This window comes from Duffyella gerundensis, assembly GCF_001517405.1.
In the GTDB taxonomy this organism is placed as follows: Bacteria; Pseudomonadota; Gammaproteobacteria; order Enterobacterales; family Enterobacteriaceae; genus Duffyella; species Duffyella gerundensis.
Genome location: NZ_LN907827.1, coordinates 228,171 through 244,512 on the forward strand (window position 1 = coordinate 228,171; position 16,342 = coordinate 244,512).

At 57.2% G+C, this 16,342-nt stretch carries 15 protein-coding genes; 5 read left to right on the top strand and 10 right to left on the bottom strand.

What is annotated here, in order from left to right; genetic code table 11:
- Positions 1–51 precede the first annotated feature (51 nt).
- A complete protein-coding gene (gene pitA / locus EM595_RS01050; RefSeq protein WP_067426974.1) occupies positions 52–1,551 on the bottom strand; it encodes an inorganic phosphate transporter PitA in 1,500 nt (499 codons plus the stop codon).
- Positions 1,552–1,796: 245 nt separating this feature from the next.
- Between pitA and EM595_RS01055 the strand changes: the two genes are divergently transcribed.
- From EM595_RS01055 to EM595_RS01065, 4 genes are all read left to right on the top strand, one after another.
- Positions 1,797–2,981: a BaiN/RdsA family NAD(P)/FAD-dependent oxidoreductase gene (locus tag EM595_RS01055; RefSeq protein ID WP_071852465.1), complete on the top strand. Its 1,185-nt coding sequence runs from the start codon at positions 1,797–1,799 to the stop codon at positions 2,979–2,981.
- Positions 2,982–3,057: 76 nt separating this feature from the next.
- Entirely contained in the window at positions 3,058–3,195 is a 138-nt protein-coding gene (locus tag EM595_RS20500; RefSeq protein WP_071852466.1) for a DUF2256 domain-containing protein, read from the top strand.
- A gap of 154 nt (positions 3,196–3,349) precedes the next feature.
- Entirely contained in the window at positions 3,350–4,528 is a 1,179-nt protein-coding gene (nhaA, locus tag EM595_RS01060; protein WP_067426977.1) for a Na+/H+ antiporter NhaA, read from the top strand.
- A 200-nt stretch (positions 4,529–4,728) separates the two neighbouring features.
- Positions 4,729–5,298 (top strand): sterol desaturase family protein, encoded by a 570-nt coding sequence (locus tag EM595_RS01065; RefSeq protein WP_067426980.1) that lies wholly within the window; start codon positions 4,729–4,731, stop codon positions 5,296–5,298.
- On the opposite strand, the gene crtB is transcribed toward EM595_RS01065, so the two are convergent.
- The 8 genes from crtB to corA form a co-directional block, all read right to left on the bottom strand.
- The gene (gene crtB, locus EM595_RS01070; RefSeq protein WP_067426982.1) at positions 5,216–6,142 is read right to left on the bottom strand and encodes a 15-cis-phytoene synthase CrtB; all 927 of its coding nucleotides are present in this window, start codon (positions 6,140–6,142) and stop codon (positions 5,216–5,218) included. The two genes, EM595_RS01065 and crtB, sit on opposite strands and share 83 nt — an antisense overlap.
- Positions 6,139–7,617 carry a phytoene desaturase gene (locus EM595_RS01075; protein ID WP_067426984.1) on the bottom strand — a complete coding sequence of 493 codons (1,479 nt, stop codon included), beginning with the start codon at positions 7,615–7,617 and terminating at the stop codon, positions 6,139–6,141. The genes crtB and EM595_RS01075 overlap by 4 nt, the downstream gene beginning before the upstream one ends.
- Positions 7,617–8,783 (bottom strand): lycopene beta-cyclase CrtY, encoded by a 1,167-nt coding sequence (gene crtY / locus EM595_RS01080; RefSeq protein ID WP_067426987.1) that lies wholly within the window; start codon positions 8,781–8,783, stop codon positions 7,617–7,619. Before crtY ends, EM595_RS01075 begins: the two co-directional genes overlap by 1 nt.
- On the bottom strand, positions 8,780–10,054 hold the full coding sequence (locus EM595_RS01085) for a glycosyltransferase (protein ID WP_067426990.1): 1,275 nt from the start codon (positions 10,052–10,054) through the stop codon (positions 8,780–8,782). Before EM595_RS01085 ends, crtY begins: the two co-directional genes overlap by 4 nt.
- A complete protein-coding gene (gene fni / locus EM595_RS01090) occupies positions 10,051–11,085 on the bottom strand; it encodes a type 2 isopentenyl-diphosphate Delta-isomerase (RefSeq protein ID WP_067426993.1) in 1,035 nt (344 codons plus the stop codon). Before fni ends, EM595_RS01085 begins: the two co-directional genes overlap by 4 nt.
- 64 nt (positions 11,086–11,149) lie before the next feature.
- Positions 11,150–12,055, bottom strand: a complete 906-nt coding sequence (locus EM595_RS01095) for a polyprenyl synthetase family protein (protein ID WP_067426996.1) — start codon at positions 12,053–12,055, stop codon at positions 11,150–11,152.
- 316 nt (positions 12,056–12,371) lie between these two features.
- Positions 12,372–12,938, bottom strand: coding sequence for a YtfJ family protein (locus EM595_RS01100; protein ID WP_067435046.1), 567 nt, complete (start codon positions 12,936–12,938; stop codon positions 12,372–12,374).
- 434 nt (positions 12,939–13,372) lie between these two features.
- Positions 13,373–14,341 carry a magnesium/cobalt transporter CorA gene (gene corA, locus EM595_RS01105; protein ID WP_067426999.1) on the bottom strand — a complete coding sequence of 323 codons (969 nt, stop codon included), beginning with the start codon at positions 14,339–14,341 and terminating at the stop codon, positions 13,373–13,375.
- Positions 14,342–14,610: 269 nt separating this feature from the next.
- Between corA and EM595_RS21000 the strand changes: the two genes are divergently transcribed.
- Positions 14,611–14,751, top strand: coding sequence for a hypothetical protein (locus EM595_RS21000; protein WP_157883833.1), 141 nt, complete (start codon positions 14,611–14,613; stop codon positions 14,749–14,751).
- Positions 14,752–14,761: 10 nt separating this feature from the next.
- On the opposite strand, the gene EM595_RS01110 is transcribed toward EM595_RS21000, so the two are convergent.
- Positions 14,762–16,204 (bottom strand): sugar porter family MFS transporter, encoded by a 1,443-nt coding sequence (locus tag EM595_RS01110; RefSeq protein ID WP_231938712.1) that lies wholly within the window; start codon positions 16,202–16,204, stop codon positions 14,762–14,764.
- Between the last annotated feature and the right edge of the window lie 138 nt (positions 16,205–16,342).

The window sequence follows — 16,342 nt, forward strand, 5'->3', positions numbered from 1 at the left end:
GGAGAAGCAGGGTTTCCCTCACCCGATGAGTGAGGGAAACGCCCGGCGCGATTAAATCAGCTTGAGCGCAATCCAGTAAAGTGAACCGGACAGCACGATACAAACCGGCAGGGTAAAGATCCATGCCATCGCGATATTCTTAATGGTACGGCTCTGCAAGCCACCGCCATCAACCAGCATGGTTCCCGCCACCGAAGAGGAGAGAATGTGCGTGGTTGAAACTGGCATACCGGTGTAACTGGCGACGCCAATCGACAGCGCGGCAGTGACCTGAGCCGACATGCCCTGCGCATAGGTCATGCCTTTCTTACCGATTTTTTCACCGATGGTGGTCGCCACACGACGCCAGCCAATCATGGTGCCTGTGCCTAACGCCAGCGCAACCGCCACGATAATCCAGATCGGCGCATATTCGATGCTGCTCAACAAATCGCTTTTCAGCTTATTGAGGAAGCGGCGATCGTCCGGGCTGGTTTCCGGCAGCTTAGCGGCTTTGTCCGCCGTATCGGAGATGCACAGCAGCAAACGACGCATCTGACTGCGCTGATCAACTGACAGCTGATCGTAGCTTTGCAGATTGGTCAGCAGGCCTTGCGCACGTTGCACCGCAACCAGCGCGCGGGCGCTATCGCAATGAAACTCCTGTGGACCAGACGGAATCTCTTCCGGCGTCGGTACCGCAGGTGGCGCCATCGCAATGATGTGCGTCAGTGCCTGATCGTGCTGCTGATAATATTGCTGCAGGTGGTTAACCGCATCGCGGGTACGCGTGATGTCATAGCCAGAAGCGTTCATGTTAACCACGAAGCCCGCAGGCGCAACGCCAATTAACACCAGCATAATCAGGCCAATGCCTTTCTGACCATCGTTAGCGCCATGCGAATAGCTGACGCCAATGGCCGAAACGATCAGCGCGATACGGGTCCAGAACGGCGGCTTTTTCTTGCCATCGATCTTTTCACGGTCAGCTGGCGTCATATGGATACGCGAACGTTTTTTGGTATTGCTCCAGTAGCGGCGCAGCAGAAAAATCAGGCCGCCAGCGATGATCAGGCCAACAATCGGCGAGAGAATCAGCGAAGCAAAGATATTGATAACTTTAGGGATATTCAGCGCATCTACCACGGAAGAGCCGGTCATCAATGCATTCGTCAGGCCGATGCCGATAATGGCGCCGATTAACGTATGCGAACTTGATGCAGGCAAACCGAGATACCAGGTACCCAGGTTCCAGATGATAGCGGCCAACAGCATGGAGAACACCATCGCCAGGCCATGCGCAGAACCGACATTCAATAGCAAATCGGTGGGCAACATATGCACAATGGCATACGCCACGCTCAAGCCACCCAACAGCACGCCAAAGAAATTGAAGACACCCGCCATGACGACGGCCAGCTGCGCACGCATTGCTCGCGTATAGATCACAGTCGCCACCGCGTTAGCGGTATCATGGAAGCCGTTGATTGCCTCATAAAACAATACAAACAGCAGAGCAAGAACCAGTAACAGGCCGGTAGTGTAATCGAGACCAGCAAACAGATGTAGCATAAATGTTACGCCATTTTGGAGGACATGAACGCGGCGCATTATCAGCGACAAAGCGCGTGATGGGAAAGGAAAATATAGACTTTTTTTGACATCGCCGTGCAACAAAGGCCAGCTGTTCATTAAAAAAGTGAATACTATTAGCCTGTTACATTATGACACATTTATGCGATTCTGATGACGCTGGCACATCATGTGCCATCTCTCTACAATCAGCGCCTTTCGTAAAAAACGGGCCGGGAGCCATCGTGGAACAGTTTGACGTTATTATCATTGGCGCAGGCGCCGCTGGGTTGTTTTGCGCCGCCCAGGCGGGGCAGCGTGGCCTGAACGTGCTGCTGGTGGATAACGGTAAAAAACCAGGGCGTAAAATTCTGATGTCCGGCGGCGGCCGCTGCAATTTTACCAACATGTATATCGAGCCCGCGGCCTATCTCTCGCACAATCCGCATTTCTGTAAGTCGGCGCTGGCACGCTATACCCAATGGGATTTTATCGAGCTGGTCGCAAAACACGGCATCGCCTACCACGAGAAAACCCTGGGTCAGCTGTTTTGCGACGATTCTGCACAGCAGATGGTGGATCTGCTGGTTAAGGAGTGTGAGCGGGGCCGGGTAACGCTGCGCCTGCGCACCGAGGTGGGTGCCATTACGCGCGATGATCAGGGCTACAGAGTGAGCCTCAATGGTACAGAAGTTAGTGCTCGCAAACTTGTGGTGGCGAGCGGTGGCTTATCAATGCCGGGCCTTGGCGCGTCGCCGCTGGGCTATAAAATTGCCGAGCAGTTTGGCCTTTCTGTGTTCCCAACGCGCGCCGGGCTGGTGCCGTTTACGCTGCATAAGCCGCTGCTCGATCAGCTACAAAATCTCTCTGGCGTGGCGCTGCCTGCTACCGTGGAGGCCGAAGATGGCACGCTGTTTAAAGAAGCGCTGCTGTTTACCCATCGCGGCCTTTCCGGTCCAGCGATTCTGCAGATTTCCAGTTACTGGCTGCCCGGCGAGCAGCTGGCCATCAATTTATCACCGACCACCGAACTGGGCGCGTTTCTCACCGTCCAGCGCGAGGCGCATCCCAATCTCAGCCTGAAAAATAGCCTGGCGAAGGTGTTGCCGAAACGGCTGGTGGAAGTGCTGCAAACCCTGGCGATCGTGCCCGATGTAACACTAAAGCAGCTGAATGCTAAACAGCAGAGTGAGTTAGTACATACTCTCCATAACTGGCGCGTACAGCCTAACGGCACGGAAGGCTATCGTACCGCTGAAGTGACGCTCGGCGGCGTCGACACCACGCAGCTCTCTTCTAAAACCATGGAGGCGCGGCAGGTGCCGGGGCTCTATTTTATTGGCGAAGTGGTGGATGTCACCGGCTGGCTCGGCGGCTATAACTTCCAGTGGGCATGGAGCTCGGCATGGGCCTGTGCGCAGGCGCTGTGAGGTTGTGCCAGGCTAAAGGTGGCATAACGGCTGGCTTATCGCGGCGCCGTTAAAACGATCCATTACGGAGAAACGGGTGAAAAAGAGCGAGCTTCCGGTGAAAACCTGCGTTGTGTGTGGGCTGCCGTTCACCTGGCGCAAGAAATGGGAACGATGCTGGGACGAGGTGCGCTACTGCTCGGAGCGCTGTCGTCGTTATAAGCATCAACATTAAGCTTTTCTGTTGCTGCGTCGCCCTGCGTTATGACGCCCGCTGTCCCACTACTGGTATGCCCGCCTGTTGACAGTTAAAGTTGCAGCTGCGGCAGACGTCGTAAAGCACCTACGTCCATCACTGATGTGAACCGAACAGCCCTCAGGGAGGCGATATGGCTGGAAACAGCATTAAAAAAGCACCAATTGTGATTACCCGCGCCTTTGCGGCTTTCTTTACCTCACCCATGGCCGGCGGCATTGTGTTGATCCTCGCCTCCGCCGCGGCGATTATCATTGCCAACTCTGCCTGGGGCGAAAGCTATAAGGCGTTGCTGGTGTGGAAAACCGCAGGGCTTTCCGTTGAGCACTGGATCAACGACGCGCTGATGGCGATATTCTTCCTGCTGGTCGGGCTGGATATCAAACGTGAACTGCTTATGGGCCAGCTGGCGAGCTGGAGCCAGCGTGCGCTGCCCGGCTTTGCGGCGGCAGGCGGCATGGCGGTACCGGCGCTGTTCTTTTATGCGTTTAACAGCGGCAATCCGGAAACGCTCTCAGGCTGGGCGATTCCCACCGCTACCGATATTGCTTTTGCGCTGGGCGTGCTGGCGCTGCTGGGCGATCGCGTTCCGCTGTCGCTGAAAATCTTTCTCTCCGCGCTGGCCATCCTGGATGACATGGGTGCGGTGATTATTATCGCGCTGTTTTATACCAGTGATATCGCTCTGACCATGCTGGCCGGTGCCGCTGCGATGGTTGTGCTGCTGGCGATCATGAACCGCATGGGCGTGAAGCGCCTGCTGCCTTATCTGGTGGTTGGCGTGGTGCTGTGGTTCTTTATGCTGCAGTCGGGCGTGCACGCTACCATCGCAGGCATTCTGCTGGCGCTGTTTATCCCGTTAAAAGGTGGTGAAGATGAAACCTCGCCGCTGGAAAAACTGGAGCATGCGCTGGGGCCGTGGGTCACCTTTATCGTGCTGCCGCTGTTTGGTTTTGCCAACGCGGGCGTGGCGCTGGGCGGCATGACGCTGGACGATTTAACCGCACCGGTGCCTATTGGCGTGGCGCTGGGACTGTTTTTTGGCAAGCAGATCGGTGTGTTTGGTCTGTCATTACTGGCTATTGTCACCGGCCTGGCGAAAAAGCCGGACAACAGCAGCTGGCTGCAGCTCTACGGCGTGGCCGTGCTGTGCGGTATTGGGTTTACCATGAGCCTGTTTATCGGCAACCTGGCATTTGCGCATGCGCCACTGCTGGTGGATGAGGTGAAAATTGGTGTGCTGGCGGGATCAATCGCCGCGGCAATTTTCGGTATGTTGATTCTGCGCTTCGCCCACGCGCGTCGCAGCTGAGTTCATTCAACCCCGATCAAACCCGCCTCGTGCGGGTTTTTCTTTTGGGGCGTGGAAAGCGTGCCGCAATCCGTGCCGAATTATTCGCCATCTTTATACAGTGCAATAAATAGCGTTTATACTTTGCCCGGCAGTCTGGCGATGTTAACGTTTCTCATTGGCTCGGTCTGACCTTACCCTATTAGAATCCGGGATTAACTATGCTTGTGCTGTGGAACACCTTGATCGTCCTTTCAACCGTTGCTGCTATGGAACTGATAGCAGCCTTTTCACACAGGTACATCATGCACGGCTGGGGCTGGAACTGGCACCACTCGCACCATGAACCGCGCACCGGCTGGTTTGAACTCAACGATATGTATGCGGTGCTGTTTGCCGGGCTGGCCATTGCGCTGATCGCCGCCGGAACGGCAGGCTACTGGCCGCTGCAGTGGATTGGTGCTGGCATGACGCTGTACGGCCTGCTTTATTTTATCGTCCACGACGGACTGGTGCATCAGCGCTGGCCGTTTCGCTACGTGCCGCGCCGTGGCTACCTTAAGCGTCTGTATATGGCGCACCGCTTACATCATGCGGTGCGTGGCAAGGAAGATTGTGTGTCGTTTGGTTTTCTCTATGCGCCGCCGGTTGAGAAACTGCAGGCGACGCTGCGCCAGCGCCATGGACGTCGGCGCGCACGAGCCGGTGCTAGCGCGGGCGCTGCCAGAGGCCAGCAGGACGCGGCGTCGGCGATCGCACGCGAGAAGTCACCGCCATCCCCGCACCGCTGATCAGCAGGCCCAGCTTCTCCATTTTGCTGGTGCCCTGCCGCCGTTGCCAGGCATCGCTGCCTGCGCGCTGCACTTTGATACCAATTTCACGATAAACCCCGCGCGCGGTGGCGATGGCCCAGGCGCAACGCAGCGGCAGGCCAGGTAATCCGGCACGCGCCGAATCGTAATAGGGCTCTGCGGCGTTAATCAATCGCGTTGCCAGCCGCGCCAGTGCCGGACGGTTCGCCTCGTCTGCCAGGGTGGCGGGCGTTAATCCCTCTTCGGCCAGCCAGTCAGCCGGTAAATAACAGCGGCCAGCCTGGGCATCTTCAACGATGTCGCGGGCAATATTGGTCAACTGAAATGCCAGGCCCAAATCACATGCCCGATCCAACACCGCCTCGTCGCGTACGCCCATCACCCGCGCCATCATGAGACCAACTACGCCTGCGACGTGATAGCAATAGCGCAGTGTGTCGTCGAAATTGAGATAGGCCTCATCGCGCACGTCCATGGCGTAGCCTTCAAGGTGATCAAACGCCTGCTGTTGCGGAATGTCATGCGCCAGCACCACCTCCTGAAACGCGGCGAATGCCGGTTCATCCATCGGCGCGCCCGCGTAAGCCTGACGAGTCTGGCTTTGCAGTTTGGCCAGCCGCTGTTCAGCGTCGCTGATGCTTACCACCGGCGCGGCAAAACCTAATTCCTGACCGTCAATGACGTCATCACAGTGACGGCACCAGGCGTAAAGCATCAGAGCGCTGCGCCGCGTGCTGGCATCAAACAGCTTCGAGGCGGTGGCAAAACTTTTTGAGCCCGCCGCCATGGTTTGTGTCGCGTGATTCAGCAGCGGCTGATTCATTTTTGATCCTCTACCATCAGGCCTGCGGTGGCTTTCGCCGAGCCGATCACGCCAGGAATACCGGCGCCGGGATGAGTGCCAGCACCCACCAGATAGAGATTGGGAATGCGGCTGTCACGGTTATGCGGGCGGAACCAGGCGCTCTGCGTCAGGATCGGCTCCACAGAGAACGCGGAACCCAGATGCGCACCCAGCTCATCGCGGAAATCAAACGGCGTAAATATGCGATGCGTCACCAGCTGATCGCGCAGGCCGGGCATATAGCGCTCTTCAAGGTATTCAAAAATGCGATCGCGCAGGCGTGGACCTTCAACGTCCCAGTCGAGATCGGCGGTGCCCAGATGCGGCACCGGTGCCAGCACGTAATAGCTGGCGCAGCCTTCAGGTGCCAGCGACGGGTCGGTAACGCAGGGCGCATGCAGATAAAGCGAGAAATCGTCGGCTAACGCGTCGCTGTTGAAGATTTCATGAATCAGCGCCTGATAGCGTGCACCAAAGCACACCGTATGGTGTGCCAGCTGCGAATGGTGGTGATTCAGGCCAAAATAGAGCACAAACAACGAGTTGCTCATGCGTTTCTTCTTCAGGCTGGTGGCACGGCTGACGCCCACCGGATGATGGCCGAGTAACTTTTCATAGGTGTGCACCACGTCCGCATTGGACGCCACCGCCGAAGCGGGGAAATGGCGTCCGTCCGCCAGCGTGACCGCGCTGATCTTTTCACCTTCGGTTTCCAGCCGCTCTACTTTCGCATTGAGGATCAGCTCGCCGCCCAGATCCTCAAACAGTTTAACCATGCCCTGCACCAGCGCACCGGTGCCGCCGCGTGGGAACCAGACGCCCCATTCACGCTCCAGCGCATGGATCAGCGTATAGATTGAAGAGGTCGCAAAAGGGTTGCCGCCCACCAGCAACGAATGAAACGAAAACGCCTGGCGCAGGTGCTCATCTTCGATAAATTTCGACACCATGCTGTAGACGCTGCGCCACGCCTGCAAGCGTGCCAGCTGTGGCCCGGCGCGCATCATGTCGCGGAAAGAGAGGAACGGCACCGTGCCAAGCTTCAGGTAGCCTTCGCGGAACACCGCCTGAGAATAGGCGAGAAACTGCTGATAGCCTTCGACGTCGCGCGGATTAAACTGATGAATCTGTTCCTCAAGGCGCGGCTGGTCGTTGTCATAATTCAGCACCTTGCCATCTTCCCAGCACAGGCGATAAAACGGTTTTACCGGCATCAGCTCAACGTAGTCGGCGAGATTTTTGCCTGCCAGGGTAAACAGCTCCTCGATGGCGCTGGGATCGGTAATCACCGTTGGGCCAGCATCAAAAATAAAGCCCTGATCTTCATAGACGTAAGCACGTCCGCCGGGCTTATCGCGCTGCTCAAGCAGCAGCGTGGGAATACCGGCGGCCTGCAGGCGAATAGCCAGGGCGAGGCCACCGAAACCGGCACCAATTACAATATTTTTTTTCATTAAAAGGCTCGCAGCCGGGGAGTTTGCTTAAGCACGGCGCGTAACGCTTCGCGCACCGGAACCGGTGGCTTACCGGTCAGAATCCGTGCCATATCGGTTAACGTTAGCTGACCCGCGTAAAAACGGGCAATCAGCCGATCGTTGAGTCCATAAAATCGTTGCATCACCTGCCAACGCTGCTCGGGCCGTCCGGCCAGAAACAGCATGCGGTTAAGCATGCGGAAGAAGCGTTGACGGCGCCATTGATCGCCAGCAACGCCGCGGATAAGAGTAAACAGCGCGGCGTGATCGACCGCGGACTGTGCGGCAATGGTATCGGCCAGCGTGGCGGCCAGCGGCAGAGAATAGCCAGTGGTAGCGTGGAACAGTCCGGCACGCAAACCGCTGCGTGGCTGGCCCTGCGCCTGCTGCCAGAAGGCGTCATGCTGACCCGCCAGGGTGATCGGCAGGCTGCCCTGTTCTTCACGCTGCAGGGTGCGCAGCTGCCAACCCTGGCTCAGCGCATAATCGGCGATGTTCTGTCGTGAGCGATCTGCATCCAGCGCGGAGCGGTCAATATAGTGTGTATCTTCAATCAGCAGGCTGTCTGGCGACAGCGGCAGGGTATAGACGAAGCGATAACCCTCCTGCTGATCTACCGTGGCATCCATCAATATTGGACGCACCAGACCGTGCGGCTGCGCCAGCTGCCATTCCTGGCCGACAAAGGCCTGGGAGCCAACGGCGAGGTGCGGCCCGGGCTGATAGCCACGGCCATCAATCACCGCACGTGCATGTAACGTGTCGCCACTGCGCAGCTGAACACAATCGGGTGCGACGGCCATCGCCTCGCTGTGGGTACGCAACCGATCGCCCAGCGCCGCGCTGATGACCTCGGCAAAGCGCTCGGAGGTAATACTCAGATAGCCGCCGGGCAGCGTACGATTCAGCACCGGAAAGCGCACCTCATAGCCATCCCAGCGGTGTGCAACAAAAGGCGCAAGCCAGGCATGCTGAGCCTCGCTGAGATCCTGATGATGAAAGCTCCAGGTATGGTTGCCGCCCGGTGCTGAGCCCGCTTCCAGCAATAGCACGTCGAGCTGCGGCTGGCACTGTTTAAGCCGCCAGGCAATCAGGCCGTTGGCCAGGCCGCCGCCAACCAGAATCACATCCCATATCTTATTCATGATGCTGCCCGCTGTGGATGCTGGCCCAATGCCTGTTCAACAATCATCGCTGCTCGCTGTGCGCCGCCAGCCTGCTGCAGCGCCGGTTGCAGGGCAGACAGCCGCTGTGCAAATGCGGCATCGCTGAGCAGGCTTTGCAGGTGGCCCGCCAGCTTATCGGCGCTGGCGAAGCGCGAGACGCGACGGCCCAATCCGTGCCAGGCAACGCGCGCGGCAACGCCCGGCTGATCGAATGCGATGGGAATGGCCAAAATTGGCGTAGCGCTGGCAATGGCATCGACCACGGTATTCAATCCGCCGTGCGTGATTACCGCCTGCGCCTGCTGCAATACGCTGCGCTGATCGGCAAAATCGGTCACGAAAGTGGCACCGCTGTTTTTTAGTTGTTCACTTTGCGCCGCATCAAGGCCGCCACAATGGGCAATCAGTAGCTGCACGTCCAGCGAACGGCAGGCGCGCGCGATGGTAGAGAAGAGGCGAAAACGATGACCCTGCAAGGTGCCCAGCGAGGCAAAAACAAAGGGGCGCTGGTTGTCGATCGGCCACGGCAACGCCAGAGGCTGGCCGCTTTTTTCTGCGCGCAGCGGGCCAACAGCATGAAAATGATCCGGTAAAGCCTGCCGGGGAAAATCGAGTTCAGGCGGCGTCTGGCTGATCTGCGCCAGCGGTGACAGACACTCATGCAGCGCATGGCGCGGCGGTAAGTTGAAGGCCTGCGCATGCTGCGCGATAACCTTGCCGTGACGGCGCATCATCCAGTCATATACGCGGCTGCTTGATTCAAACAGCTTCATCGCCCGTGGATTGGTGCCCCAGGCAAAAGGCATCACCGGCAGTGGCATGCCCGGCTCGCGATTGACCGGCAGCGCACAGGCCACCGAAACGAAAGGCAGGCCCAGCGCCTCAGCGACCAGACCGCCCGCGGCTTCCATCTGATCCACAATCAGCCCCTCTACCGCCAGCGTGCGCAAAGCAGCGGGCAAATCGCGACACAGCATGTCGGTGGTGCGAGACATGTCGCTGATCAGGCGGAAAATTGACAGGCCCGAAGGGTTGGCCGCAAGGCGCAGGGTTTTATCCAGGCTGCCAGGCGGATGGCTAAGGTGACCAACCGGCATAAAGCCGATGGCCGCATCGCTGAGCAGGCGGCGCGCATCCTGTTGATGAACAAAGGTAATGCGATGACCGCGGGCAATCAGCGACTGCGCCAGTGCCTGCATCGCCTGATAATGGCTGTAAAGCGGTGGTGCGATAACAGCATAATGGCTCATCCGACCGGCACCAGCGACGCCTGTTTTAGCGCGGCGAGGTTCTCGCTGCCGGTACAGAAGCAGGCCACGCGCAGCTGATCGATAACCACTTGAAAATGCTCGGTTACCGCGTCGGTGGAGGTGGTAGCGCTGCCGAGTACCGCTGCGGCCTGCCCCACCAGATTGGCGCCCAGCCGGATCGCTTTTGCCGCATCAATGCCGTTGGCGATGCCGCCGGAAGCGATCAGTGGCATCTCAGGCAGGCGGGCACGAATGGCGCACAGTGCGTCTGCGGTAGGAATGCCCCAGCCGGTAAAAGCCATAGCCACGGCGCGACGGCGCGCGCTGTCGGCTCGTTCGCCCTCAACGGCCGCCCAGCTGGTGCCACCCGCGCCCGCGACGTCAAGCATGGTGACGCCCACTGCCGCCAGCCGTTCGGCTACCGCCACGGATAATCCGGCACCGACCTCTTTGATAATCACCGGCACCGGCAACGTCGTAACCGCCTGCTCAATCGCCGTCAGCACGCCGCGCCAGTCGCGATCGCCACCGTTTTGCAACGCTTCCTGCAGAGGATTCAGATGCACAATCAGCGCATCTGCATCGATCATGGCAACGGCTTGCCGCGCATAGCTTATGCCATGCGGGCCCAGCAGCTGAGCTGCGCCGAGGTTGGCCAGTAGCGGAATATCGGGCGCTATTTTTCGCAGCTCGCTGTCCAGCCCCCAGTTCATATCGCCTTCAATGGCTACACGCTGCGAGCCGACGCCCATCGCCAGGCCGAGCATTTGCGCCGCCTCAGCCAGATGACGGTTAATGTCACGCGCCCGGTTTGCGCCGCCGGTCATTGAGCTAATCAATATCGGTGCCTGCATCGCGCGTCCGCACAGCGACGTACTGAGATCGATGGCATCCAGATTCAGCTCCGGCAGGGCACAATGCTCGAACCGCCAGCGTTCAAACCCGGTTGTGGTCTGTTTCACAGCGCGATTGGGGTTAAGGACGATATCGAGGTGATCGTTTTTGCGTTGCAGCAGATCCGGGTCCTTCATTCATTCTCCGTTAGGTAAATCCTGTCGAACAAAAGGCTTTTTTGGTCAGTCGATGAGAGAAGAATCAACGAAATGATGCCAGTTGCTGATTAAACCAGGCATGCATAAATTGACGCGTTGCCACGCCGTCACGGCAGGCATAAGCAAAATGTTCATCGGCATTGCGCAGGTGTTCGTGCAGACGTTGATGCACCGCTTCGGCACCCAGCATTGCAACCAGCGTTGATTTGCCGTGGTCTTTGTTGAGATCTTTGCCCGTTCCGCTTTGGCAATCGGCCAAATCGTCGAGTAGCTGAAACGCCTGGCCTAAATCCTCAGCGAAACAGCGCAACTTCTGACGTACCGTCAGCGGTGCCTCGGCCGCAATGGCGGCCATCTGTAAGGTCGCGCCAAACAGCACGCTGGTTTTGAGATCGTTAGCGGTAGCGATCGCTTCCGGGCTGCGCGCGTTGCTGCCTTCGTTCAGATCCAGAAACTGCCCCTGCACCAGGCCCTGCAGGCCGACGGCACCGGAAAGTTCAGCCACCGCCTGATTACGGCACTGGCTCGATAAGCCTTCTGCCGCGGCCACCACGCCAAACGCATGGCTGAGCAGCGCAACGGCGGCGAGGATAGCGACATTCTCGCCAAACTGGCGGTGAATGGTGGGCCGACCGCGACGCAGCAGGGCATCATCCATGCAGGGAATATCGTCGAGTATCAGTGAGGCGGCGTGAATCATCTCAATGGCGCAGGCGAGATCAAGCAGGCCCTGATGAGGCGTTTCGCAGCCTAAATCGCGTGCCGCCAGAATCAACAGCAAAGGGCGAATGCGCTTGCCCGGCGCCAGTGCGCCTTCGCGCATCGCGGCGCGCACCATATCGCGTTCGCCGCCGGCGGGCAGCAATTCGTCGAGACGAACCTGTATCGCCTCGCGCAATGCCCGCAGTTCGCTTTCCTGGCTTAACAATTTTTCGGCATAGGCTGTCATGGTTGCTGTCCCGGGTTTGCCGTTAAGGCGTAATTAATTGACTATCACCGAAGCCAGTAGCTGCATTTGATACCAAACCTCGCCTGTGTCGACAGGCTGACGTAATGCCTTAACCGTCAGGTTTGGCAGAAGAAACAGGTGATTGTTGTACTCGGGCAAGACAAACTTCATCTTTGATAAGGTTAGATTATTATCAAAAATTTGCCTTTGCTGCCCGATGAAAAGCGCTGAAATCTAGCGCTACCCGCGGTGCAATGCGGGCGGTTTAGGTCCAGGGTTCATGTGGTAGCACAGGTTGCGGTGCTTAAGCAATCAGCTATGAGACCAGCTGATGCAGCAGCGCCGTGACTTCCTGCACCTGCTGTGGACTCAACGCACCTTCCTGAGCAAACCTCACGGCGCCGGTTTTATCCAGTACCACCACGGTGGAACCGCCAGGCTTCAATTGCCATGCGCGCTGACCTGCACCAAGGCTGTCGACCACAAACTGCGCCCACGGCGAGGTCTTCTTACTGCTTTCGATGCTGTTACGCACAAAAATGGCGCTGCCCGGAATCGCATCATCGGTGTTAATGATGGTGGTGGTTTGATAGCGATCATGCGGCAGTTTCGCGGCAGAGATCGCTTCAATCACCGCATTATTTTCATCTTTTGCCGACATTCTGCCTGCCAGATAGAGCACCACGCGCACCTTTCCCGTCAGCTGAGCGCTGTTCCAGCGTTGATAACTCAGTTTGCCCTGCTGCTCCAGCAGTTCACCACGATCGGCAATGCCCATTGGCGAGACCCGTTCGCCGACAACAAAATTGTGCGCTGACGCGAAAAAGGGCAACAGCAGCGTAGCAACAGCCAGAGAACGGACAGAACGAACAGAAAAAAGCATGGTTAACTCCATTTAAAGCAGGCTGCCCGCGCCTGCGTAATCGCCGCTGAGGCTGCGGCAAAAGGCGTGCTGGCTGCACGACGCGGCAGGCAGGCACACGATAATTAATCCTGTTAGTGCTTATCGTAAAAGACAGCGAAAGGCGCCCGGACTTTTACTGCTACTCACGGTAATACGTTAAGCGCACCGGCGTCACCTGAAAATAAGCATATTCATTTGTTGCAGCGCGAAAATGCGGCATGTCTCGAAAGGTTGAAAGAATCGGCAGGAAAACGGGGATAAAGGGGGGTTGCGGAAAAAAACGGCGGGTATTATCTGCAGCACGCCGCGAAGGTAGCAAGCCGTTACAGGGCGAGAGGATGCAGCACAGGAGAGATTGCGATGCCATCAGTGCAGGTGATGACATCGCGAATAGTCAAAGAAAGGAGGTTGGCTTACAGCCAGCCGGAGCGTTTCAGGCCGCGGTAAAGGCAGAAACAGGCCAGCAGGGTAAAGATGACCACCGCCGGATAGCCATACAGCAGATGCAGCTCCGGCATATGATCAAAGTTCATGCCGTACATGCTGAAGACCACGGTGGGCACCACTAAAATACCGCCCCAGCCGGAGATTTTTTTAACCACTTCGTTTTGCTGGACGGAGACCAGCGCGAGATTTACCTGCATGGCACTGGTGAGAATTTCACGCATATCTTCCGCATCGGTGACCGCATGGCGCGCATGGTCCTGGACGTCACGCAGATAGGCACGCAGCGGTTTGGGCACCAGCTCTTCATGCAGTCGAATCAGCTGTTGGCAGATATCGTCGACCGGCTGCGCAGCATTGCGCAGCGCCAGCAAATGACGACGCAGCATATAGACGTTCTGCACCGCACTGCGATCGAACTCACTGCTGAACATGGTGGTTTCCATCTCATTGATGCGATCGCTGAGTGATGCGGTGACTTCAAGATAGTGATCGACGATAAAATCGATGATGCAGTACATGGCGTAAGCCGGTCCTTTCGCCATCATCGCCTGATTTTCTTCAGCGCGTTTGCGCACCGGCGCATAGGTTTCTGAAGCGCCGTGACGCACGGTAATCAGAAAGTTTTTACCGGCAAAAATATGCGTTTCGCCAAAATGAATCTCGTCGCGATCGTTTTTTTGCGCGGTCTTCAGCACAATAAAAACCGAGTCGCCATATTGTTCAATTTTGGGCCGCTGGTGGGCGGTCAGCGCATCTTCAATCGCCAGATCGTGCAGCCCAAACTCCTGCTGAATTTTCTGCATAAAGGGCTCATCAGGCTCATACAATCCCAGCCAGACATAATTGTCCGGTTCATGGATCGCCTCGCTGATATCCTCGATTTTTATCTCTTCGCCCCGTTTTCCGGCGCGATAGACGACGCTGTTTACCACCATATTTTTGCTCACGATAAAGTTAATCTTTTGCCAGGGTTGTTACAGATAAGCTGGATAAAGGATAGGCCAGCGCAGGAAATGCAGCGAGAGCAATATTTTGGTAAGCATTTGATTAGTGTTAGTAAGTGTAACCATAACCGCAGGGCCAGCGAAGAAGCCTGCCTGAATGCCGGTCTGCGGTCGGGCAGACATTCCTGGTCATTCAGCATTCTGCTTCACACCCCTTCTTCAGGTGTGCAGCTGGTGGGCTGCCGAACCAGAAAAGCGCCATGATGGCTCAATACCAGCAGGCGCGAGCGGGACAAAAAATATCATTACTGCAAACGCTGGCGGCAGGGCGTTTAACTGTGGTGAAAACGATAACGGCAGAGCCGAAGCTCTGCCGTCAGGTTATTCGCCAGGCGAACTAAAGGTGTACCGCTAGACGCGCGCTGAAGGTTGCAGTTCCTCGCGGAAATGCTTCTCCAACTGCTCCAGGCTTTTGCCTTTGGTTTCCGGCGCACAGAGAATCACGAAAATCCCCCCGGCGATGCCCACAGCGGCAAAGCTCAGGAAGCAGGCCGGCAGGCCAAAGTGATCCAGCATGGTTGGGAACAGCAGGGCGATGGTGAAGTTGGTAATTTGCATCGCAAACACCGACAGCCCGGTTGCACGACCACGAATACTCAGCGGGAAAATTTCCGACAGCAGCAGCCAAGTGACCGGCGACAGCGCTGCCTGCTGGAAGCTGAGGAACACCAGCATGCCCGCCAGCACCAGCCAGCAGCGGATCATGTTAGGGTCGCCATTAACCGTCTCCGGCATCAACAGCGTGACCAGACCAATCGCTACCAGCGTACAGGTACAGCCAATTTGCCCGGTAAGCAGCAGCGGACGACGGCCAAAACGGCTGAGCAGCATAATCCCAACAAAGGTCATCAGCACCGAGATAACGCCATTAGCGATAGTGGCAATCAGCGACGCATTGGTACCCATCCCGGCTGCCTGCAGCATGGTTGGCGCATAGAACATAATGGTGTTAACGCCAGAGAGCTGCTGGATCATGGCAATGCCGATGCCCAGCGCCACCAGCCGTTTCATCCACACGGAAATGGTGCGATTACGCTGTGCGCTCTTTTCACGCTTTGGCTTCACCGCGCTGCGGATATTATTGAATTCGCGCTCAACATAACGTGAGTCGCGGGTGCGTTTCAGCACGTCGCGTGCCTCTTTGAAACGGCCATGCATGGCATACCAGCGCGGTGTATCGGGTAAGAACAGCATGCCAACCCACAGCACTACGGCGGGCACACAGGCTACGCCAAGCATCCAGCGCCAGGTCTCTTCGCCACCCCAAATTTCATTGATGGTCGCGTTGCTGACGTAGGCGATCAACTGACCGGAAACGATCATCATCTCCTGCAGGGTCACAAACTGCCAGCGACGGTTTGCCGGAACGATTTCAGCGATATAGACCGGCACAATGGCCGCCGCGCCGCCTACCGCCAGGCCGAGAATAAAGCGGAAGGTGATCATCAGCTCAACATTGGGTGCCATAGCACAGCCGAGCGAGCCGGTTAAAAACACCACCGCCATGATCAAAATGATCTTGCGGCGTCCCAGACGATCGGCCATGCGACCGGCGCTGATGGCCCCAAAGGCTGAACCGAGAATAAGGAAGCTGGTGACCATGCCGGTGGTGGCTGGCGTGAGATGCAAATCATGCTTCATGAACAGCAGCGCGCCAGCGATGACGCCGGTATCGTACCCAAACAGCAGTCCGCCTAAAGTGGCAACGACCGCAATCACCTTCACCAGCGGCTCGACAGACTGCGTCGCCGACTTCGGTTGAGAAGCTGGATTGTTGTTATTTATTTCAGACACTGCAATACCCCTGATTTTCACGCAAATCGCATGCAGCATACAATCTAGGTGATAACTGAGATGTCGCTCATATCTTTACAAAAATATTTTAGGCACTCACCGGACGTAATAAACGCTGATTGATCAAGGAATAAGCGT

Coding starts and splice junctions, on each gene's coding strand:
- pitA (WP_067426974.1), bottom strand. CDS start 1,551: ATGCTACATCTGTTTGCTGGTCTCGATTACACTACCGGCCTGTTACTG.
- nhaA (WP_067426977.1), top strand. CDS start 3,350: ATGGCTGGAAACAGCATTAAAAAAGCACCAATTGTGATTACCCGCGCC.
- EM595_RS01065 (WP_067426980.1), top strand. CDS start 4,729: ATGCTTGTGCTGTGGAACACCTTGATCGTCCTTTCAACCGTTGCTGCT.
- crtB (WP_067426982.1), bottom strand. CDS start 6,142: ATGAATCAGCCGCTGCTGAATCACGCGACACAAACCATGGCGGCGGGC.
- EM595_RS01075 (WP_067426984.1), bottom strand. CDS start 7,617: ATGAAAAAAAATATTGTAATTGGTGCCGGTTTCGGTGGCCTCGCCCTG.
- crtY (WP_067426987.1), bottom strand. CDS start 8,783: ATGAATAAGATATGGGATGTGATTCTGGTTGGCGGCGGCCTGGCCAAC.
- EM595_RS01085 (WP_067426990.1), bottom strand. CDS start 10,054: ATGAGCCATTATGCTGTTATCGCACCACCGCTTTACAGCCATTATCAG.
- fni (WP_067426993.1), bottom strand. CDS start 11,085: ATGAAGGACCCGGATCTGCTGCAACGCAAAAACGATCACCTCGATATC.
- EM595_RS01095 (WP_067426996.1), bottom strand. CDS start 12,055: ATGACAGCCTATGCCGAAAAATTGTTAAGCCAGGAAAGCGAACTGCGG.
- EM595_RS01100 (WP_067435046.1), bottom strand. CDS start 12,938: ATGCTTTTTTCTGTTCGTTCTGTCCGTTCTCTGGCTGTTGCTACGCTG.
- corA (WP_067426999.1), bottom strand. CDS start 14,341: ATGGTGGTAAACAGCGTCGTCTATCGCGCCGGAAAACGGGGCGAAGAG.
- EM595_RS21000 (WP_157883833.1), top strand. CDS start 14,611: ATGATGGCTCAATACCAGCAGGCGCGAGCGGGACAAAAAATATCATTA.